Genomic DNA, 19,545 nt, shown 5'->3' on the forward strand with positions numbered 1-19,545 from the left:
GGGTGGTGGCCGGCGGCCGTCAGTCGTAGCCGGCCTCCAGGTACCACGCACCCCCCTCCACGGTGAGCAGCAGCGCCCGGCCACCGCCCACCACGACCTGGAACCGCGCCCGGCGGCGGGCCAGCGACTGGTCCCACCAGTACTCGACCGCCGGCCAGGGGCCGGTCCAGCCGTCCACCCGCTCCCGCCGCCCCTGGAACACCACCAGGGCCGGCCGGGCCGACACCCCCGCCCGGCCGTCCACCGTGACCGGCTGCCCGGCCCCGTCCAGCACCCGCACCGGCGCCGGCTCCCGCAGCACCACCGCCGGCCAGACGTCCGGCAGCCGACCGGGCCAGGGCGCGTCGGCCGGCGCCGCCGCCTCGTACGGCTCGCCCCACGGCACCTTGACCGCCTGCTCGCCCGGGCCGCGCCCGCCGGCCGGCTCGATCCGGCGCAGCCCGGCGTGTCCGAGCACCGCCTGCACTCGGGCTACCGCACGCTCCACCCGGTCGTCCGCCACCGCCTGTCCCCACAGCGCCAGTTGGCGCCCCTGGTCCGGGGAGAGGCCGTCGGGGGCCAGGCGCAGCAGGGTGAAGCCGGCGTCGGGGTCGGCGGGGCCGGCAGGTCGGTCCGGGTCGGCGAGGCGGTCCGGGTCGGCGGGGCCGGCAGGTCGGTCCGGGTCGGCGAGGCGGTCCGGGTCGTCAGGGGCGGTGCTTCCGGCGGGCGGGGTGAAGGTGCCCGCGCCCTGCCAGGCCTGGAGCTGCCAGCGGACCCGCTCGGCCAACGCCGTCGCCGACAGCCGGCCCTCGTGCCGCCACAGCCGCGAGGCCGTCCGCCCGTCCGCGCAGGCCACCTCGACGGCCACCCGGCGGCAGGTCAGCCCGGCCCCGGCCAGCCGCTGGTGCAGCCGCTCGGCCAGCGTGCGGGCGACGAACACCAGCGGCTCCGCCAGCCGCTCGGGCGGGTCGAAGCGCTGCTCGACGGCGAGGTCCGGCTCCTGGTCGCGCGGCACCAGCGGGCGCGGCTGCAATCCCCGGGCCAGCCGGTGCGCCACCGTCCCGGCCGGGCCGAAGCGGTCCGCGACCGCCTCGGGCGGCAGTGCGGCGAACGCCCCGACGGTCGGCAGGCCGAGCCGCCCCAGCAGCTCCGCCAGCGCCTCGTCGCCGAGCGCGCTCACCGGGTACGGCGCGAGGAACTCCGCCGTCCGCCCGGCCGGCACCAGCACCCCGGCGCGGGCGGCGAGCACGGCGGCGAACAGGCCGTCGGCGACGCCGACCTGGGCGTGCGGGGGGCGTTCCGTCGTGGCGGGAGTGGCGGGGGTGGCGAGCGCAGTGTCCGTGCCGGGGACAGGGGCCGCGCCGGGGACGGCATCCGGCACCGGCTCCCGCGCCAGCGCGTCCACCACCGCCGTCCGGACCATGGCCGCCAGCGCCTCCTCACCGCCGAAGTAGCGCCCCGGCCCCTTCACCGGAATCGCGCACAGGCCCGGGCGGATCACCTCCACCCTCGGGGTGAACGCCTCCACCGCCGCAACCACCGGCTCGAAGCGGCGGGTCTCCGCCTCCGGGTCGCGGTCGCGCAGCTCCAGCGCCGGGCAGAGCCGCTGGGCCAGCTTGAGCCGCTGCCCCTGCCGCACCCCGGCCGCCCGGGCACCCGCCGAGCAGGCGAGGATCCGCCCGCCCTCGGTCACCGCCACCGGGCCGTCGCCGGTGACGGCCGCCACCGGCCAGTCCGGGCACCAGACCACCAGCACCCGCGGCGTTCTGTCGTCCGCCATCGCTCACACCACCGCTACCTGTTCGAGCGGCTGCTCGACGGCCCCGGCCCTCTCCAGGGCGGCCCGTTCCAGGACCGGCCGCTCCAGGACCGGCCGTACCGCGCCGTGCTCGTCCGGCAGCCAGAGCCGGGCGGTCCGCCCGCGCACCGCCGAGCCGCGCCCCTCGGCCACCACCTCCACCTGCCGCCCGGCGAGCTGGCCGTGGCCGTCCCCCAGTCCGAACCAGCGCCCGGACCGCACCCCCAGCCGCAGGGTCGCACCCGGCCACGGTCCGGCCACCAGCAGCACACAGCCGCTGCGCCGCAGCACCGCCGCCAGCCGGGCGGCCAGCTTCGGCGGCACCGGGCCGTCCGGGCGCAGCATGACCAGCTCGACCGCGCCGGCCAGCACCGACACCACCTCGGCCCAGTGCGGCCCCGGGTCGTCCGCGACCAGCAGCCGCCGCAGGTCCAGCCCGTACCCCTCGGCCGCGGCCAGCCCCAGATCCGGCAACCCGACGGCCGCCGCCCAGCCCCCTTCGGTCTCCTTCACCCCGGCCGCCAGCGCCAGCAGCAGCCCGGTGTCCCCGCCCGCCACCGACACCGCCGTCCCCCGCCGCAGCCCGCCGTCCGGCAGCACCTCCCGCAACGCCGGCACCACCGGCACCACGCCCCGCCCGGCCGCCTCCGGCCCCGCCCCCTTCTCCGGGGCGCTTTCCGGCACGGCCGTCGACGCCACCGGCCGGAGCGTCGGCCGCTCGGCGATGGATTCGAAAACAGATTCGAAAAGGGGCACAACCCCAGGATCGAACATTCGTTCGTAAAGATTCAAGTCCACACCCTCCGCCCCACCCGTCACACTCCGCGTTGTCTCGTCTCAGCGAAGGCTGCGCATTCTCACCGGATCTTGGTTACCGGTAGGTTCGTCTCACCGAAGCCTGAGCGCTGTGGCTGTCGAGGGGCGAGGATGGCAGGCTCGCCTCCGAGATCGGCAACGGGCCGGTGGAAGCACTGGCCGGTGTCGGCCGCTCGTCACGTCATCCGGAGGGTGCGCCAGGATGGCGGCATGGCCGATGAAACGATCACCCCACGCACCATCGCCGACCGCCACCTCGACCAGGTGGCTGCACACGACCCGCTGGAGGCCGCCTGGCTGGGTCTGCACCCGGGCGACGACCGGCAGCCAGACCTCTCCCCGGAAGGTTTCGAGGCGCTCGCCGACATCGCCCGACACACCCTCACCGCGCTCGACGCCGCCCCCGCCGCGGACGACCCCACCGACCGGGCCTGCGCCCGGCTGCTCCGGGAGCGCCTCACCACCGAACTCGCCATGCACGACACCGGCGAGAACTTCCGTCAGCTCCGCAACATCGGCGCACACGTCCACCACGTGCGGGACATCTTCACCCTCATGCCGACCGCCACCGACGACGACTGGGCAGCGGTGGCCGGGCGACTGCGCAACCTGCCCGCCGCGCTCGACGGGTACCGCGCGACGCTCACCGAGGGAATCTCCCAGGGCCTGCTCGCAGCGCCCCGCCAGGCAGCCGCGGTCACCGACCAGCTCACCGCCTGGACCGGCGAGGGCACCGACAGCACGGGGTGGTTCGCCGACTTCGTCGCCCCCGGCCCCGAGCAGCTGCGCGGCGAACTGGGCGCCGCCGCCCTCGAAGCCACCGCCGCCGTCGCCGAATTCCGCGACTGGCTGCGCGACACCTACGCCCCGGCCACCGCCGACACCCCGGACGCGGTCGGCCGGGAGCGCTACCGGCTCGCCGTACGCCACCACACGGGCGCCGACCTCGACCTGGACGAGGCCTACACCTGGGCCTGGAGCGAGTTCCACCGGACGGCGGCCGAGATGCGTACGGAGGCCGAACGCGTGCTGCCCGGAGCGGGAGTCCGGGGCGCCATGCACCACCTGGAGCGGCACGGTCACGCGGTCAAGGGCGAGGAGGGGATCCGTGACTGGCTGCAGCAGATCATGGACGAGGCGATCGAGGCCCTCGACGGCACCCACTTCGACATCTCCGGACCGGTGCGAAAGGTGGAGTCCCGGATCGCCCCCGCCGGAAGCGCCGCGGCACCGTACTACTCCGGCCCCAGCCTGGACTTCAGTCGCCCCGGGCGCACGTACCTGCCCGCTCTCGGCCGGGACGCGTTCCCGACCTGGCAGCTCGTCACCACTTGGTACCACGAGGGTGTCCCCGGCCACCACCTGCAACTCGCCCAGTGGGTCGCCCTCGCCGACCAGCTGAGCCGTTACCAGACCACGCTGGGCACGGTCAGCGCCAACATCGAAGGCTGGGCCCTGTACGCCGAACGCCTCATGGACGACCTGGGCTTCCTCACCGACCCCGCCCACCGCCTCGGCTTCCTCGACGAGCAGATGCTGCGCACCATCCGGGTGATCATCGACATCGGCATGCACCTGGGCCTGGCCATCCCCGCCGACGCGGGCTTCCACCCCGGTGAGCACTGGACCCCCGAACTCGCCACCGAGTTCATGGCCACCTACAACGGCAGCCCCGCCGAACTGCGCAGCAGCGAGATCGTCCGCTACCTCGGCTGGCCAGGTCAGGCCATCGGCTACAAGCTCGGTGAGCGCGCCTGGCTGCAGGGACGCGAAGCCGCCCGCCGCCGGCGGGGCGCCGCGTTCGACCTCAAGACCTGGCACATGAAGGCGCTCTCCCAGGGCTCGCTCGGCCTCGACGACCTGGTCGACCAGCTCTCCACCCTGTGAACCCGGCAGCGACGGGCCCGTTCCGCGGGAATGACGACCTCCGGAACGGGGCCCGTCCACGTTCTCGGTCCGGCCATGGTCAAGGCCGAGACGAACACTCCGGCGCTCAACCTTCGGTGAGATCGCGCCCCCGGCCGCCGATGCGCCGTCTGACTCCGGCCGTCCCGCCCGGCAGCGCCGACGCGGGTCGGCGCTGCCGGGCGGGCCTGAAATCGGTGGACAGGTTCGGCGTGGTCCACAGACTGGTGCCATGACCACGACCGACCCCAAGGCCGACCTCCGGATCTACCTCCAGGACGCCCGCGACGTCCTGATGTGGAAGCTCGACGGCCTGTCCGAGTACGACCTCCGGCGCCCGCTGACCCCGACCGGGACCAACCTGCTGGGGCTGGTCAAGCACGTCACCGGGGCCGAGGCGATGTACTTCGGCGACACCTTCGGGCGGCCGTTCGCGGAGCCGACGCCGCTGTGGATCACCGGCGGCGCCGAACCGAACGCCGACCTGTGGGCGCGGGCGGACGAGAGCACGGAGGAGATCGTCGGGCGCTACCGCCGGGTCTGGGCGCACGCGGACGCCACCATCGAGGCGCTGCCGCTGGACGCGATCGGCCGGGTGCCGTTCGGCAACCGCGCCGAGCAGACCCTGCACCGGGTCCTCGTCCACATGATCGCCGAGACCCACCGCCACGTCGGCCATGCCGACCTCGTCCGCGAACTCGTCGACGGCGGCACCGGCCAGCGCCCCGACGGGGCCAACACCGCGCCCGGCGACGCCGCCTGGTGGCAGGCCCACCACGCCCGCGTGGAGCAGGCCGCGCGGGAGGCCGGCGGACTCGCCTGACCCGTCCGGCGGCGCCCGGGACTACGACCGGGCCGGCGAGGCTGTCCTGGCAGGCGGCAGGCCCGGCGGATCTGTTCGACGCCGCGTGGACGGGCGGGGAGTCGGCGGCCGAGGGGCGGCTGCGCCTCGCCCTGCCCGCCGGGCGCCACCGTGTCCGCGCCGCCCACGTGGAGCCCGCCCCGGAGACCTGGCGCGTCCTGGTCCGGCTGGAGCTCCCCGGCGGCGGTAGGCGGTGAGCCGCGCCGTAGCGGCGGACGGCCGGCGCGGGCGGGGAGTTGGCGCCGGGCGCCGGGGAGGTCGAGGGTGTTCCGCGCTGCGTGCCTGCCCGGGCGCGGGAATTGTCGGCGGCGCTGTCGGGTGGGGCGGCTAGGGTCTGGGGGTCAAGGGTCGGGGCTGTGGAGGGTGGGGCACGTGGGGCACACGGGGTGCGCGCAGGTGGCGGCGGACGGATTGCCGGGCGGCGTGGTGCATGCGGGGAGCCGGGAGTTCCTGATCCGGGAGGGGCTGCCGGCCTCCGGGGCGTTCCTGGACTTCGGGGTGCTCGGCGACGGGGCGTTGGCGGCCGTGCCGGGGACGGGGCGGTTGTTCGTGCTGGGTGAGACGGAGTACTGCGCGCCGTTCGCCGCGGCCGGTGGCCCGGTCCTGCTGGACGGGGTGACCGGCGAGGTGTTCCTGGGCGACGTGGCGGGGGCGGCCGACGGGGAGATACGGCGGGACCTGCTGGCCTCCGACCTGCCCGCACTGGCCGGGTTGGTGCGGGAGGTGGAGGCGGTGGCCGAGGCGGCCCTGCGGGCGGACGCGCTGGGCGGGCGGCGCGGGCCGGCGGTGGTCGCCGAGGTGATGGCCGGGGCCGAGCGGCGGATGCGGGAGGTCGACCCGGGCTTGTTCGGCCGGTCCGCGACGCCGTCCCCGCACTGGGACACGGCGCTGCTGGTACGGGCGCTGGGCTGGGGTGCGCTGCCGGGCGGCCCGGACGGGCCCGCGTACGAGGTGGGCGCGGAGCTGGTGGCAGAGCTCGCCTCGCTGACGGGTGAGGGTGCGGACTCAGACGCAGGCGCAGGCGGGGGCGCGGGGCTGGTGCACCGCTACCGGGCCGAGGACCTGCCCGCCGGGCTGGTGCACGAGCCGACCCGGCGCCTGCTGACCGAGGTCGGACTGCCGCTGGGCGGGGCGATGTTCGGGGTCTGCGAGGAGCCGCTGGTCACGATGGCGGAGGCCTACCCGGAGTACTTCGACGGCGAGGAGGAGCGCCCGTACCAGCGGGAGTTCCTGGCGCTCGGGGACTGGCCGACGGATCTGACGATCGCTCTGGACGGCGCCACCGGACGGCTGGAGCTGCCGGACTGGTACGACGACGGCCAGCCGGAGGCCTACCTCAACCGCGACCTGTCCGCCCTGCTGTACGCGCTGTGGACGTACGAGCGACTGCGCGCCGAGTGGGAGCGCTGGGACTACGGGCGGGGCCGGGACACCTGGGCGGTGTTCGACCCCCAGTCACTGCTGAGCACCGTGGTGGACCGGCTGGTGGAGGCCGTCGACCCGGAGGCGTTCGCCTCGCCCGGGTGCTCGTGGCGGCTGCTCGCCGAGGACGCGCACATGGGCGGCCTGCTCGGGTGATCCTTGCGGCGCCCCGGGCCGCCCGCCGGTACGCTGCCCCGGTGACGAACATCCGTACGGCGGCCGGGCGCAGGCGGACGGTGCTGCTCACCTGCGGCGCCGTCCTGCCCCTCGCCGCGGCGGGTGCGCTGTACGGACTGCTGTACGTGCGGTCGCTGGGCTTCGGCGCGCGCTGTGAGCTGGGCCTGGTGCCCGGCGGCGGGCGGTTGGTGGAGACGGGCGCGTCCTGGCTGCCGCCGGACGCGTGGTGCCGGTTCGAGGACCGGAGCGTGTCCACCACCCCGTTCTGGGCGCTGCTGCTGTTCTACGCCCTGCTGACCCTGGTCGTCTGGTCGGTGGGCACGCTGCTGCGGATCCACCGCCCGCGCCCGCACCTGGGGTTGGACTGGCAGCCTGGGCACGGGCCGGGCTGGTAGGCCCTTCGGTTCTGTGGGGCGGCGGGGCGGCCGGGCGGCCGGCGCCCGGCAGCCGACGAGCGCGGGGTGGCGATCGCCCTGACCGGGGACGCCGGCGAGCGGCTGCACGTGCCGACCGGACCGGGCATGGACCAGGTGCTGGACAACGTGCTCTCCGACGCCCTGGAAGTCTCCTCCGACGGCGGCACCATCACCGTCCGGGTCAACGGCGGCGGCACCGTGGCCCTCGTGGACCCGCCCGGCGGCGGGCTCGGCGTGCGGATCACGCTACGCACCGTCGCCTCGCGCACCGATGCCTCGCGTGCCGATGCCTCGCGTGCCGGTACCTCGCGTGCCGACCAGCGAACCGGGCTGCGGCTCAGCCCTCGGCCGGGAGCACTGAAGAATGGTGGTTGACGATCAGCCACCGGCCGCCGCGCTTCTCGTACTCGTAGGTGCAGCGGGCGTCGACCGGCTTGGTGACACCGCGACGCTTTGTCCCGACGGCTCACCCCGTGGCTGGAGCCGCGGAACCCGGCGCTCACCCGACGCGGGAGCTGGACCCCAGTCATGCCCACCACCAATGCGAACATCCGAAACGGCTCGCCGGACGAACCGACGAACCGTCACGAAATGCTGGCTAGCAGTTGCAGGGATTGCCGTTCGTGTCCGAAGGCGCCATCGTGGTCGACGGCCCGGAAGGCGTGGTCGACGGCGTCGACGGCTCGGAAGGCGCGATCGACGGTGCCGACGGCCCAGAGGGCGTGGTCGACGGCGTCGACGGCTCGGAAGGCGCGATCGACGGCGCCGACGGCCCGGAAGGCGTGGTCGACGGCGTCGACGGCTCGGAAGGCGCGATCGACGGTGCCGACGGCCCGGAAGGCGTGGTCGACGGCGTCGACGGCTCGGAAGGCATCCTGGCGTGCGTGGACGGCACCGAAGTGGTGCCCTGCGAAGGCTCCGCCGAATTCTGGCATTCAGCTATCGAGGCGGTCCATCCTTTACCGAAGTTCACCTGATAATCTTTCGCCCTATTATTTGCATCTTGCCGCTCCTGACTATTGGGCGGCGCCTTATTTATCGCATCAGCGAGATCGGATGGGAGCCCTGATTCGCTGGCAGGCGGCGGCCCCGACGTGAGCTTTTCGCCCGATGCGCAGAAACGTGAGCCGGCAGCATACCCTGCCGTATAGCCGTAGCCGCCCTGATCACTACCTTGTGACGGGGCTGCTGCGACTACAGAATTCGGCAGGGAAAGAGCGGGCCTCGCCAGGGCTGTACTGGCGCCACCGAGGAGCGTACTGATCGCCATTATGGCGGCCGCCGTGAGCCCACCGGCTCGCTTCACTCGCTTTACTCGCTTGACCCTATACCCTTCAATAGACATTTCAACGTTCGCTCTCACTAATATTTTTCGCCCTATTCCCTTTTTGATCACACTACATCGCGGCGCGTGATGACGAAAGGGTCGGGCAGTCTGCCACCTGCCGCACGCCGCACGCCGCACGCCGACCGAAGGGAAGGCGACCACCCATCCGCTGAACCGTGGACTCCTGGCCGGTTGGCACATGGCCGGCCGTCACATCACTGCGCGCGGGGCCACCTTCCACCGACGTCCGACCGCGCGGCGCCGACAGCGGTCGTGCTCACGACGGGGCCCAGCAGGACGGCAAGGAGGGAGAACGTATGAACAAAGCAGAATGAATTGGCCACCCATCGGGTGTGTGAACTATTTCCGCGACCACGGGTATCGCGACGCCAATTCGCGGCAGAAATGCGCGGGTCACTCAAAGGGCCTGGTCGCAGGCTTGCTCGGCACCGGTCGGCGCTGCGCTCCGGGGCCGCCATGGCACGCGGGAAGTCCGCTCTAGCGGTGGTTTGTCAAACCCGTGATGAGAGATTGAGCACCTGCCCGCCGGCCGATGAAGCAGCCCTCGCCCTCGCGGCCGACATCGCCTCGTCCGCCACCTCGCCGAGCACCTGCGGAAGCCCGATCAAATACAAGAATCGGGTTGGCTGGGCTAGGGTCCGTACAGCGGATGGCAAAGGGCGCGGCCAAGGCTGCGACAAAATCGGTTGGGAGAAAGGAAGTACGGGACGTGAACAGCACCACGGGGGGCCTCTACCAAGCGTTCGCGGAGCGGGAGGCTCGCGGGAACTCGGCGAGCTACCAGGAGCTGGCCGAACGCGTCGCCGAGGATGCCGGGTTGCGCGCGCTGCTGGACGGGTTGCCGGCCGCGAAGCGGCAGCCGAACCTGCTGTTCAGCGCGGTCCGTCACCTCGGTGGGCCGGTGAAGGACGGCTATCCGGCCTTCCGCGACTGGACGGTGGCGCACTGGGACGAAGTCGCGGCGACGACGCTGGAGCGGCGGACGCAGACCAACGAGGCCGGCCGGTGCGCCACCCTGCTGCCGCTGCTGGCGGCGCTGCCGCAGCCGCTCGCGCTGATCGAGGTGGGGGCCTCGGCGGGGCTCTGCCTGTACCCGGACCGGTATCGGTACCAGTATGTGGGTGAAGTGGAAGGCTCCGCAGAGGAGTTCGGCGCCGAGGGGAGCCCGGTGACGCTGGAGTGCGCGGTGCGCGGGCCGGTGCCGCTGTGGGATCGACTGCCCGAGGTGGTCTGGCGCGCCGGGATCGACCTCAACCCGCTGGACGTCCGGGACGAGGAGGACATGCGCTGGCTGGAGTCGCTGGTCTGGCCCGAGCAGACCCACCGGCTGGAGCGGCTGCGCGGCGCCGTCCAGGTTGCCCGGGCCGAGCCGCCGTACCTGGTGCGCGGCGACCTCAACGCGACGGTACGGGAGTTGGTGGCGCAGGTGCCCGCGGGGGCGACGCCGGTGGTGTTCCACAGTGCGGTGCTCGCCTACCTGTCCCCGGAGGCCCGGGAGGAGTTCGCGGCGACCATGCGCGGTCTGCCCGGGCACTGGATCTCCAACGAGGCGCTCTCCGTGCTGCCGGTCGTCGAGCGGCGTCTCCCCCGCCCGGCGCCCGCCGGCTCCGGGTTGTTCGCGCTCGCCCTGGACGAACGGCCGGTGGCCTTCACCGGACCGCACGGGCAGTCCCTGGACTGGTTCGAGCCCCTGGACGAGTTCAGGCCGCACGACGGGTTCGAGCCCCTGGACGGGTTCGGGCCGCGCGACGGATTCGGGCCGCTGGAGCGGTCCGGCGCGTAGGGCCCGTCCGGGGCTTGTAACTGCCGCAGCGGCAGCTTCTACCGTCGTGACCAGGGCCGGAGGAACCGGCCCTGGTCCACGCGAACGTGAGCGAGGGAGACGACACATGGCATCGGCCTGGCCCATCGCGGAGGTTGCCCGGATGTCGGGCCTGACCGCCCGAACCTTGCGGCACTACGACGAGATCGGGCTGCTGCCCCCGGCCCGGATCGGCTCCAACGGCCACCGCTACTACGAGGAGCGGCAGTTGCTGCAGCTGCAGCAGATCCTCGTGCTGCGGGCGCTCGGAGTCGGGCTGACCGAGATCGCCCGGATCCTGGGCGATCAGGTGGACGAGCTGGAGGCCCTGCGGGACCACCAGCACCGGCTGCTCGCCGAGCGCGACCGGCTGGACACCCTGGCCGCCACCGTCTCCCGCACGATCGCCGACCTGGAACGCTCCCGGAAGGACGGCACACCCATGACCAGCATCAACCGCCCGGAGAACCTGTTCGAGGGCATCCAGCCCGCCGACGTCGAGGAGAGCCTGCGCGACTTCCCCGAGCACGCCGAGGCCGCCCGGCGCGCGACCGCCGCGATGAGCCAGGCCGAGATCGAGGCCGGGCAACGCGAACGGACCGCGCGGATGGTCCACCTGGCGGAGCTGATGGCGGCCGGCCACCCGGCGGACGCCGAGGCCGTGCAGAGCCACATCGACGCCGAGTACCAGGCGCTCACCGCGCTCCGCACGGTCTCGGTCGAGGAGTACCGCGCGATCGCCCGCTCCTGCACGGAGAACCCGCAGTGGAGCGCCGCGTACGAGGCCATCGCCCCGGGCCTGGCCGCGTACCAGCGGGCCGCCATGGAGGCGTACGCGGCGGCGCGGCCGGCCTGAGCCAGGCGGGCCGCCGGCGGAGGCCCGTGAGCGGGACCTGAGCCGGCGGACCGCAGGCGGGGCCCGTCAGCGGGCGGCCGGGCCGGCGGCGGCCGTTCGGGGGACGGACGCCGCCGGGCCCTGGTCGTCCTCGGACCGGGCCGCTTCCGTGGGGGGACGGGCCCCACGGAAGCGGCCCTTCACGCCGTCCGGAACCCCTGACCGCCCTACCGAACTTGCCCCGGCCTACCGGGGTCGGCCTGCCCGACTCGCCCAATCCGCCCGGCCGCCGCTACTCGGTGCGCAGCGCCGTGGCCGTCCGGGTGCGGGCCGCCCAGGTGGCCGGGGGGAGGGCGCCGAGCAGCGCCAGCACCAGGCCGCCGAGTATCAGCGGCCCCACCACCGACGGGTCGAACACGGTGAGGTCCGCCTCGGGCACCCCGACCCCGGCGGCGCGAGCCATCGCCGGCATCACCTGGTGGTGCAGCACGATCCCGATCGGGACCCCGATCAGCCCGGCCACCAGCCCGCTGCCGCAGACCGAGGTGACCACCATGCCGACCGTCTGCCGGGGCGACATCCCCAGCGCCTTGAGCACCCCGAGGTCGTGCACCCGCTCCCGGGTGTCCAGCAGCACCGTGTTGAGCACGCCCAGGCCGGCCACCACGGCCAGCAGCAGGGTGAGCGTCCCGGCCAGGGTGTTCATGGCGAGCATCACGATGTTGATCTGCTGCCCGCCCGTTTCGGCGCTCAGGCCCAGCGGCCGGACCGCGTCGTCGAGTCCGTCCGCGTACGCCTTCGCGTCCGTCCCCGGGGTCAGGTCGATGTGGAAGCCGACCGCATCGGTCTGGACGGCGGTGCCGAGTGGGGCCAGCGTGGCCCGGTCGACGAACACCAGGTCGTTGGTGGTCAGGACCTCGCCGCTGATCCGCACCGGGATGCTGCGCCCGTTGTCGGTGAGGGTGACGGTGTCGCCGACGCGCACCTGGTTGGTCCGCAGGAAGGAGGTCGCGACGACCGCCTCGCCGGGGCCCTGGAACCATCGGCCGGAGATCATCTGGTAGCCGCTCCAGGAGGCGTCCCCGGTGAAGGCGATCACCGCCGAACGCCCGGTGTTCCCGGCCACGGCGACCGGTGTCGGCGCGCTGCTGTACCAGGCCCGGGTGCCGGGGCGGGTGGTGATCGCCTTGGCCACCGCGGCCTCGTCCACGTGGTCGACGGCCTTCGTGGAGCTCTCGATCGGGATCTGGACGACGACCTTGCTCGAACGCTCGGCCTGCAGGCCGTCCTGGAAGGCGCCGAGTGAGAGTGTCAGGCCCACGCAGAGGGCGACCCCGGCCGTGCCGAGCACCACTGCGGCGGCCGTGGTCGCCGAACGGGCCGGGCGGGTGAGCGGGGTCGCCAGCCCGAGGCTCAGTGCGCGCGGCACCGGCAGCCGGCCGATCAGGTGCTGGAGCCTGACGATCGGGCCCGGCGCCCCGGCCCGGACCGGACCGCCGCGGGCGGCCGCTCGCCGGGCGCCCGGCGCCGTCCGGCCGACCGCGAGCGCCTCCACCGTGCGCAGCCGGCCGGCCCGCAGCGCGGGCACCAGCGCGGTGCCCGTCACGGCGGCCAGGGCCACGGCCGGGACGACGACGTCCACCCAGAGCGGGATACCGAGCAGGCCGCCGCGCAGGGCCTTGTGCGCCACCCCGAGGACGGGCACGGAGAGCAGGTTGCCCCCGAGCACGCCGAGCGCCGTACCGACCCCGGCGGGGATCAGCGCCTGGCCGACGTAGGCGCGCGCCACCTGGGCCGGGGTGAAGCCGAGCGATTTGAGGATGCCGATCCGCCGGGTGGCGGCGCTGACGGCGCCGCTGACCACGACGCCGATGATCAGCACCGACATGGCCAGGCCGAGCACCCCGAAGGCCGTCACGAACGGGACGAAGGTCGCGGCCGTCCGGTTGGCCTCCGCCTGGGCCGGCCGGTGCGAGGTGGCCTTGGCGAGGGCGCCGCCCGGCACCGCGGCGGCGAGCGCGGCGCGGTCGGCCTCCACCTCGGTGTCGTTGTCGGCGTGGGCGAAGCGGTAGAGGTACTGGGCGGCGGGCTTCGTACCGGGCGCGGTGAGCGCGGCGACCTGCTCGGGGGCGATCCAGCCGTCCGCGCTCCAGGAGACGGAGGTGGCGAGGCCGACGACCTTGAGGGTCGGATGCCCGGGGAGGTCCGGGAACTGCAGGCTGTCGCCGACGGCCAGCGGCGAGTGGCCGTCCAGGAACACCACCTCGCCGGGGCCGGCGACCCAGCGGCCCATGGTGATCCGCAGGCCGTCCATCGGGCCGTCCTTGGCCCGACCGACCAGTGTCATCGGCGGGAGCGGGCTGCCGGGCGGCGGGATCCGGACGTCGGCACCGGCGCGCGGCTGGACGGAGAGCGCCGGGTAGGGGCCGGCCGAAGCCGTCACGCCGGGGGTGTGCGCGGTCGCGGCGAGCTGGGCGGGGCTCGCCTTGGTCGGGTCGTACAGCACGTTGAGGTGCGCGCCGTGCTGGTCGGCGAAGGAACGCTGGTAGGGGCCCTGGGAGGCGACCAGCAGGCCCGTCGCGAGGATGCACGCCGTCACGGCCGCCATCGTGGTGAGCACCATGACCAGGGTCTGCACCCGCTTGCGGCCGACCCCCGCCCGGACCACCTTGCCGAGCGCGCTCATGCGCCCACCCCGCTTCGCCCGGCCGGGGCACCCGCCCACGCGCGCCGTCCCGTCGTCCGCCCGGCGTGCCTCGCCCGAGCAGGGCACCCGCCCACGCACGTCCTTTCCACGGCTCGCCCGGTCATCGCACACCGCCGGAGGTCGGCACGGCCGCGGTGTCCCGGACCAGCCGGCCGTCGAGCAGCTCGATGGTCCGGTCGGCGCAGGCCTCGGCGAGCGCGGTGTCGTGGGTGACCAGCAGAATCGTCTGGCCCTCCGCGTTGAGCCCCCGCAGCAGGTCGCGGACGTCGGCGGCCGAGGCGGTGTCCAGCGCCCCGGTCGGCTCGTCGGCGAGCAGCAGCGGCGGGCGGTTCATCAACGCCCGGGCCACCGCGACGCGTTGACGCTCGCCACCGGAGAGCCGGCCGGGGAAGGCCTGGGCGTGCCGGGCCACCCCGAGCCGCTCCAGCAGCTCGCCGGCCCGGGCTCGGGCCTGCTCCCGCCGCATCCCGGCGAGCTGGGCCGGGAGCAGCACGTTGTCCTCGACGTTCAGGTCCTCCAACAGGTTGAAGAACTGGAACACCATGCCGATCCGCTTCCGCCGGTACTCGGCCAGGGCGGCCTCGCCGAGCTCGTGGACGGCCACGCCGTCCACCTCGACGGCGCCCTCGCTGGGGCGGTCGAGGCCGGCGATCAGGTTCAGCAGGGTGGACTTGCCGCTGCCCGAGCGGCCGAGCACGGCCAGCGCCTCGCCGGCCCGGACCTCCAGGTCGAGCCCGGCCAGCGCGGGGCGGGCGGCGTCGGATCGGTCGTACGTCTTGCTGACGCCGCGGATCCGGATGATCGGCGCGTTCACGGGCCCTCCACGGTTCGAGGTCCGGCACCGGAAACCCGGGCCGGCTGACGGGACATGACGCTACGAATCCGGGGCGGGGTCCGGACAGCCGTCTGGACGGCCTCTCCGAGGTGTATCCAGATACACCTCGGATTGGGGGCGCAGGCCTAGAGCGCTGGACCGGTTCGGCGGGGCAGACTGACCGCCGAATGATCAACCCGGGGCCCGTGTGGCCACCGACCGGAGAGGAGGCGCGCAATGACGACGACCGTGCTGTCCAGGGCAACCGCGCAGGTGGAGGGCGCCCTCGCGGCCTGCGTGCGGGCGCTCTACATGGTGACGCTGGCCGTCACGGGGCTGCTGGCGCTGCTGGCCGGGCCGGTCCTGCTGACCGCCGCCCTGCTCGGCCCCGACGACGCCGAGCCGTTCGAACATGGTCTGGGCGGGCCACTGATGCTGCTGGTGCCACTGGCACCGGTCGCCCTCTGGGCGCTCTGCTGGGCCACCGGAGGCGCCGGCCGGGCGGTCGGGGCCGCCCTGTTCGCGCCGGGCACGCTCGCGCTGATGGCCGCCGACCTCTACGGCGGCGCCCCGCCCGGCGGCCGGTCCGGCTCGCTGTGGTTGGCCCCGGCGATGCTGGTGCTCGGCCTGCTCGGGACGCGCTGGATCGCGACGGAGAACCGGCGGGTCGTCGGCCGGTGGAGCGGCCGGCCGATCCCGGTGCCGTACCGCCGTGCCGACACCGGGCCGTGGCGGCGGCTGCGCTCCGGTGGCTGGCTGGGCGACCTGGCGACCTGGCGGGACGTCCTGTGGGTGTTCCTCTCCGGCTGCGCCGTCCTGCTCGCCGCCGCGATCGTCGTGCTGACCCCGATCGCCCTCCAGGTGCTCGGCCGGAACGGCCCCTTCCTCCCGCTGGGCCCCGTCTACGGAATGGGGGTCGTGATCGCCCCGCTGGCTACCCTGTGGGCCGCACCGCCTGTCCTGCGGATGCACGAACGGGCCGCCCGCGCCCTGCTCGGCCCGTCCCGGCAGACCGAACTCGCCCGCCAGGTGAGCCATCTGGCCCGGACCAGGGCGGACACCATCGACGCCGGGGCGGCCGAGCTGCGCCGGATCGAGCGGGACCTGCACGACGGGGCGCAGGCCCGGCTGGTGGCCCTGGGCATGCTGCTGACCGTCGCCGAGCAGTTGAAGGACGACCCGGAGGCCCTGCAGCCCCTGTTGGCCGAGGCCCGGATGTCCTCGGTGAGGGCCCTGGGCGAGTTGCGCGACCTGGTCCGGGGCATCCACCCGCCGGTGCTCGCCGACCGCGGCCTGGCCGACGCGATCGAGGCGACGGCGCTGGACCTCCCGCTGCCGGTCACCTTCGCCGGCGGGCTGCCCGGGCGGGCGCCCGCCCCGGTGGAGTCCGCCGCCTACTTCGCGGTGAGCGAGCTGCTGGCCAACGTGGTGAAACACGCCGGTGCCTCGCACGTGTGGATCGAGATAGGGCACAGTGACGGGCTGCTGCGGATATCGGTCACCGACGACGGGCGCGGCAACGCCGACCCGTCCCGGGGAACCGGCCTCAGCGGAACCGAACGACGACTGGCCGCCTTCGACGGGGTGCTCGCGATCAGCAGCCCACCCGGTGGCCCGACCATTGTGAACCTGGAGATCCCGTGCGCGTTGTCATCGCCGAAGACCTCTTCCTTCTCCGGGACGGCCTGACCCGGCTGCTGGAGGCCAACGGCATGAAGGTCACCGCGGCGGTCGAGACCGGCGACGAACTGCTCTCCGCGGTGGCCGCCGACCGGCCGGACATCGCCGTGGTCGACGTCCGGCTGCCGCCCAGCTTCACCGACGAGGGGCTGCGGGCGGCGCTGGCGGCCCGTCAGGCGCACCCCGGCCTGCCCGTCCTGGTGCTGTCGCAGTTCGTGGAGCAGCTGTACGCGCGCGAGCTGCTGGCCGGCAGCACCGGCGGGATCGGCTACCTACTGAAGGACCGGGTGCTGGACGGCACCCAGTTCATCGACGCGGTGCAACGGGTCGCCCAGGGCGGCACCGCGATGGACCCGGAGGTGATCACCCGCCTGCTCACCCACAACTCCTCGGCCGGCCCGGTGTCGACCCTCTCCCCGCGCGAGCGGCAGGTGCTGGGGCTGATGGCCGAGGGCCGTTCCAACGCGGCGATCGCCCAGCAGCTGGTGATCACCGAACGGGCCGTCGCCAAGCACACCGCGTCGATCTTCGTCAGGCTCGACCTCCAGCCCTCCGACGACGACAACCGCCGCGTCCTGGCCGTGCTCGCCTACCTCAACAACGGCTGAAAGGAGCCGCACACGAAGGGTTCCCCATCCGAGGGTCCGGGGATTCCCAACCTGAGGATCCACCGACAACTGAGAGATATCCCTCCACCGCAGGGGGCTCGCCCGCCGCAGAGAAGGTCATCTAGGCTGGTGACGTGCTCATCCTTGTTCGCCGCCGCCACGTGGACCTGCTCCGCGTGACGAGCATGTCCTGTCGACGCTCCAGCTGAACCTCGCGCCCCCTCAACCAGGCGGCCCCCACCCGGCCGCCTCCACCTCCCGGCTCCCGGAGCACCCGCCGCACCAGGCGATTGCTCCGGCCGCCTCCCCGGTCGATCACCGGGGTCGGCCGGGACGAGACCCAGCGGATGTCACACATGTCGCAGCAGCACACCCCTATACCCGGCTCCCTCCCGGTGATCGACCTCTCGCTCGCCGCCGGCGGCCCGGACGACCGCCGCCGACTGCACGACGAGCTTCGCGCCGCAGCCACCGACGTCGGGTTCTTCCAGCTCGTCGGCCACGGCGTCACGCCGCAGGAGACGGCCGCGCTCACCGACGCGATGCGCGCCTTCTTCGCCCTCCCCGAGGCCGACCGGCTCGCCGTGAGCAACCTCAACTCCCCGCACTACCGCGGCTACACCCGCACCGGCGACGAGCGCACCGGCGGCAGCCAGGACTGGCGCGACCAGCTGGACATCGGCGCCGAGCTGCCCCCGCACGTCCCCGGTGGCGACGAGCCCCCGTACTGGTGGCTGGAGGGCCCCAACCAGTGGCCCGCGGCGCTCCCGGAGCTGCGCACCGCCGCGCTCGGCTGGATCGACCACCTCAGCGAGATCGCCCGCCGACTGCTGCACGAGCTCCTCACCGCGATCGGCGCCCGCCCCGACTTCTACGACGAGGCCTTCGCCGGCCACCCCCACCTGCGGCTCAAGCTGGTCCGCTACCCCGGCACCGCCCCGGACGGCGCCGGCCAGGGCGTCGGCGCCCACAAGGACTACGGCTTCATCACGCTGCTGCTCCAGGACACCGTCGGCGGACTCCAGGTCGAGCGTCCGGACGGCACCTTCCTGGAGGTCCCGCCGATGCCGGGCGCCTTCGTGGTCAACCTCGGCGAACTGCTGGAGGTGGCAACGGACGGCTACCTCAAGGCCACCAACCACCGCGTGGTCAGCCCGGTCGGCGCCCGCGAGCGCTTCTCCGTCCCGTTCTTCTACAACCCCCGCCTCGACGCCCACATCGAGCCGCTGGACTTCCCGCTCGCCCACCACGCCCCCGGCGCCACCGAGGACCCGGCCAATCCGCTGTTCGCCGAGTTCGGCCTCAACGAGTGGAAGGGCTACACCAGGGCCCACCCCGAGGTCACCCGCCGCCACCACGCCGACCTCACCGAGGCCGCCTCCCGCTAGGGCCTGGGACCGCAGGTCACAAGCACCGCCGCCCGAGTCCGCCCCCGCCGTCACCCGCGCGGCGGGGGCGGACTCGCGTCTGCGGCGGCCCCGGCCCGTACGGCGGACCTGCCCCGTGTGCTCCGACCGGCCGACGGGGCACGGCGCCGCACGCGGTGGACCAGCGGGGCGGGCACTGTCACACTGCTGCTGTCACAGTGGAAGTGTGCCAGCGCGGGAGGCGACGGATGGGGGAGCACGGGGCCGTGGAGGACGGGGTGGTCCGGCTCACGGTGGACGAGTTGGCGGCGCGGGCCGGGGTGACGGTGCGGACGGTGCGGTTCTACGGGACGAAGGGGCTGCTGCCGCCGCCGGAGCTGGGGCCGCGCCGGGTCGGGCGGTACGGGGCGGCGCACCTGGACCGGCTGGAGCTGATCGAGGAGTTGCAGCGCCAGGGCCTGACCCTGGCGGCGATCGAGCGCTATCTGGCCCGGCTGCCGGAGGACAGCACACCGCTGGACCTGGCGATCCACCGGGCGCTGGTGGCGTCCTGGACGCCCGGGGCGGCGGAGGAGCTGGGCCGGGCGCAGTTGGAGCGGCGGGCCGGGCGGGGGCTGTCGGAGGAGCAGGTGGAACGCCTGGTCGCGATGGGGGCGTTGGAGCGGACGGCCGATCCGGAGCTGTTCCGGGTGGATCCGGGCCTGCTGCCGCTCGGGGTGCGGATCCTGGACGTGCCGATCCCGTTGGAGACGCTGCTGGCCGCGCGGGCGGTGCTGCTGGAGCACAGCCGGGCGACGGCCCGGGAGTTGCAGCGGCTGTTCCGGGAGACGGTGTGGAAGCCGTACCGGGAGAGCGAGCCCGCGCCGGACGAGGTGGCCCGGATGAAGGCCCTGACCGACCACATCCAGCCGATGGTGGCGCAGGCCCTGGTCACGGCGTTCCAGCGCTCCCTGCGGGAGGAGCTGGGTGAGGCCGTACGGGGCACGGCCTCACCCGCCCAGGACTGACGG

The 19,545-nt window shown here is 74.1% G+C and carries 15 protein-coding genes and 2 pseudogenes; 12 read left to right on the plus strand and 5 right to left on the minus strand.

All coding sequences use genetic code 11. The features are described 5' to 3' along the window. Nucleotides 1-19 precede the first annotated feature (19 nt). Nucleotides 20-1,759, minus strand: coding sequence for a DNA polymerase Y family protein (locus tag P3T27_RS03210; RefSeq protein ID WP_280674170.1), 1,740 nt, complete (start codon nucleotides 1,757-1,759; stop codon nucleotides 20-22). 3 nt (nucleotides 1,760-1,762) lie between these two features. Further along, complete coding sequence (locus tag P3T27_RS03215; RefSeq protein ID WP_280674171.1) at nucleotides 1,763-2,476, minus strand: hypothetical protein; 714 nt, start codon at nucleotides 2,474-2,476, stop codon at nucleotides 1,763-1,765. A gap of 327 nt (nucleotides 2,477-2,803) precedes the next feature. On the opposite strand from P3T27_RS03215, the gene P3T27_RS03220 reads away from it, so the two are divergent. From P3T27_RS03220 to P3T27_RS03240, 5 genes and pseudogenes are all read left to right on the plus strand, one after another. Further along, entirely contained in the window at nucleotides 2,804-4,480 is a 1,677-nt protein-coding gene (locus P3T27_RS03220; protein ID WP_280674172.1) for a DUF885 domain-containing protein, read from the plus strand. 250 nt (nucleotides 4,481-4,730) lie between these two features. Further along, complete coding sequence (locus P3T27_RS03225; protein ID WP_280674173.1) at nucleotides 4,731-5,321, plus strand: DinB family protein; 591 nt, start codon at nucleotides 4,731-4,733, stop codon at nucleotides 5,319-5,321. A 411-nt stretch (nucleotides 5,322-5,732) separates the two neighbouring features. Then, nucleotides 5,733-6,938 carry an SUKH-4 family immunity protein gene (locus P3T27_RS03230; protein WP_280674174.1) on the plus strand — a complete coding sequence of 402 codons (1,206 nt, stop codon included), beginning with the start codon at nucleotides 5,733-5,735 and terminating at the stop codon, nucleotides 6,936-6,938. A 41-nt stretch (nucleotides 6,939-6,979) separates the two neighbouring features. Continuing rightward, nucleotides 6,980-7,354, plus strand: coding sequence for a hypothetical protein (locus P3T27_RS03235; RefSeq protein WP_280674175.1), 375 nt, complete (start codon nucleotides 6,980-6,982; stop codon nucleotides 7,352-7,354). 42 nt (nucleotides 7,355-7,396) lie between these two features. Next, nucleotides 7,397-7,627 (plus strand): annotated as a pseudogene (locus tag P3T27_RS03240) (two-component sensor histidine kinase); the annotation flags it as partial. A gap of 85 nt (nucleotides 7,628-7,712) precedes the next feature. On the opposite strand, the pseudogene P3T27_RS03245 reads toward P3T27_RS03240, so the two are convergent. After that, a pseudogene (locus P3T27_RS03245) lies at nucleotides 7,713-7,805 on the minus strand (DUF4440 domain-containing protein); the annotation flags it as partial. Between the two features lie 193 nt (nucleotides 7,806-7,998). Between P3T27_RS03245 and P3T27_RS03250 the strand changes: the two are divergent. The 3 genes from P3T27_RS03250 (at nucleotide 7,999) to P3T27_RS03260 (ending at nucleotide 11,380) form a co-directional block, all read left to right on the plus strand. Next, nucleotides 7,999-8,352 (plus strand): hypothetical protein, encoded by a 354-nt coding sequence (locus P3T27_RS03250; protein WP_280674176.1) that lies wholly within the window; start codon nucleotides 7,999-8,001, stop codon nucleotides 8,350-8,352. Between the two features lie 1,080 nt (nucleotides 8,353-9,432). Beyond that, entirely contained in the window at nucleotides 9,433-10,506 is a 1,074-nt protein-coding gene (locus tag P3T27_RS03255) for a DUF2332 domain-containing protein (protein WP_280674177.1), read from the plus strand. A 106-nt stretch (nucleotides 10,507-10,612) separates the two neighbouring features. Then, entirely contained in the window at nucleotides 10,613-11,380 is a 768-nt protein-coding gene (locus P3T27_RS03260; protein ID WP_280674178.1) for a MerR family transcriptional regulator, read from the plus strand. Between the two features lie 271 nt (nucleotides 11,381-11,651). Here P3T27_RS03260 and P3T27_RS03265 read toward each other — a convergent pair whose 3' ends face one another. Then, nucleotides 11,652-14,045 (minus strand): ABC transporter permease, encoded by a 2,394-nt coding sequence (locus P3T27_RS03265; protein WP_280674179.1) that lies wholly within the window; start codon nucleotides 14,043-14,045, stop codon nucleotides 11,652-11,654. 121 nt (nucleotides 14,046-14,166) lie between these two features. Then, nucleotides 14,167-14,880, minus strand: a complete 714-nt coding sequence (locus P3T27_RS03270) for an ABC transporter ATP-binding protein (RefSeq protein WP_280674180.1) — start codon at nucleotides 14,878-14,880, stop codon at nucleotides 14,167-14,169. Nucleotides 14,881-15,117: 237 nt separating this feature from the next. Between P3T27_RS03270 and P3T27_RS03275 the strand changes: the two genes are divergently transcribed. From P3T27_RS03275 to P3T27_RS03290, 4 genes are all read left to right on the plus strand, one after another. After that, nucleotides 15,118-16,569 carry a histidine kinase gene (locus tag P3T27_RS03275; RefSeq protein WP_280674181.1) on the plus strand — a complete coding sequence of 484 codons (1,452 nt, stop codon included), beginning with the start codon at nucleotides 15,118-15,120 and terminating at the stop codon, nucleotides 16,567-16,569. Then, entirely contained in the window at nucleotides 16,521-17,168 is a 648-nt protein-coding gene (locus tag P3T27_RS03280) for a response regulator transcription factor (protein ID WP_280674182.1), read from the plus strand. The genes P3T27_RS03275 and P3T27_RS03280 overlap by 49 nt, the downstream gene beginning before the upstream one ends. Nucleotides 17,169-17,515: 347 nt before the next feature. Beyond that, nucleotides 17,516-18,556: a 2-oxoglutarate and iron-dependent oxygenase domain-containing protein gene (locus P3T27_RS03285; protein ID WP_280674183.1), complete on the plus strand. Its 1,041-nt coding sequence runs from the start codon at nucleotides 17,516-17,518 to the stop codon at nucleotides 18,554-18,556. A gap of 227 nt (nucleotides 18,557-18,783) precedes the next feature. Next, nucleotides 18,784-19,542: a MerR family transcriptional regulator gene (locus P3T27_RS03290; RefSeq protein ID WP_280674184.1), complete on the plus strand. Its 759-nt coding sequence runs from the start codon at nucleotides 18,784-18,786 to the stop codon at nucleotides 19,540-19,542. Nucleotides 19,543-19,545 lie beyond the last annotated feature (3 nt).

Source organism: Kitasatospora sp. MAA19 (assembly GCF_029894125.1).
Taxonomy (GTDB): domain Bacteria; phylum Actinomycetota; class Actinomycetes; order Streptomycetales; family Streptomycetaceae; genus Kitasatospora.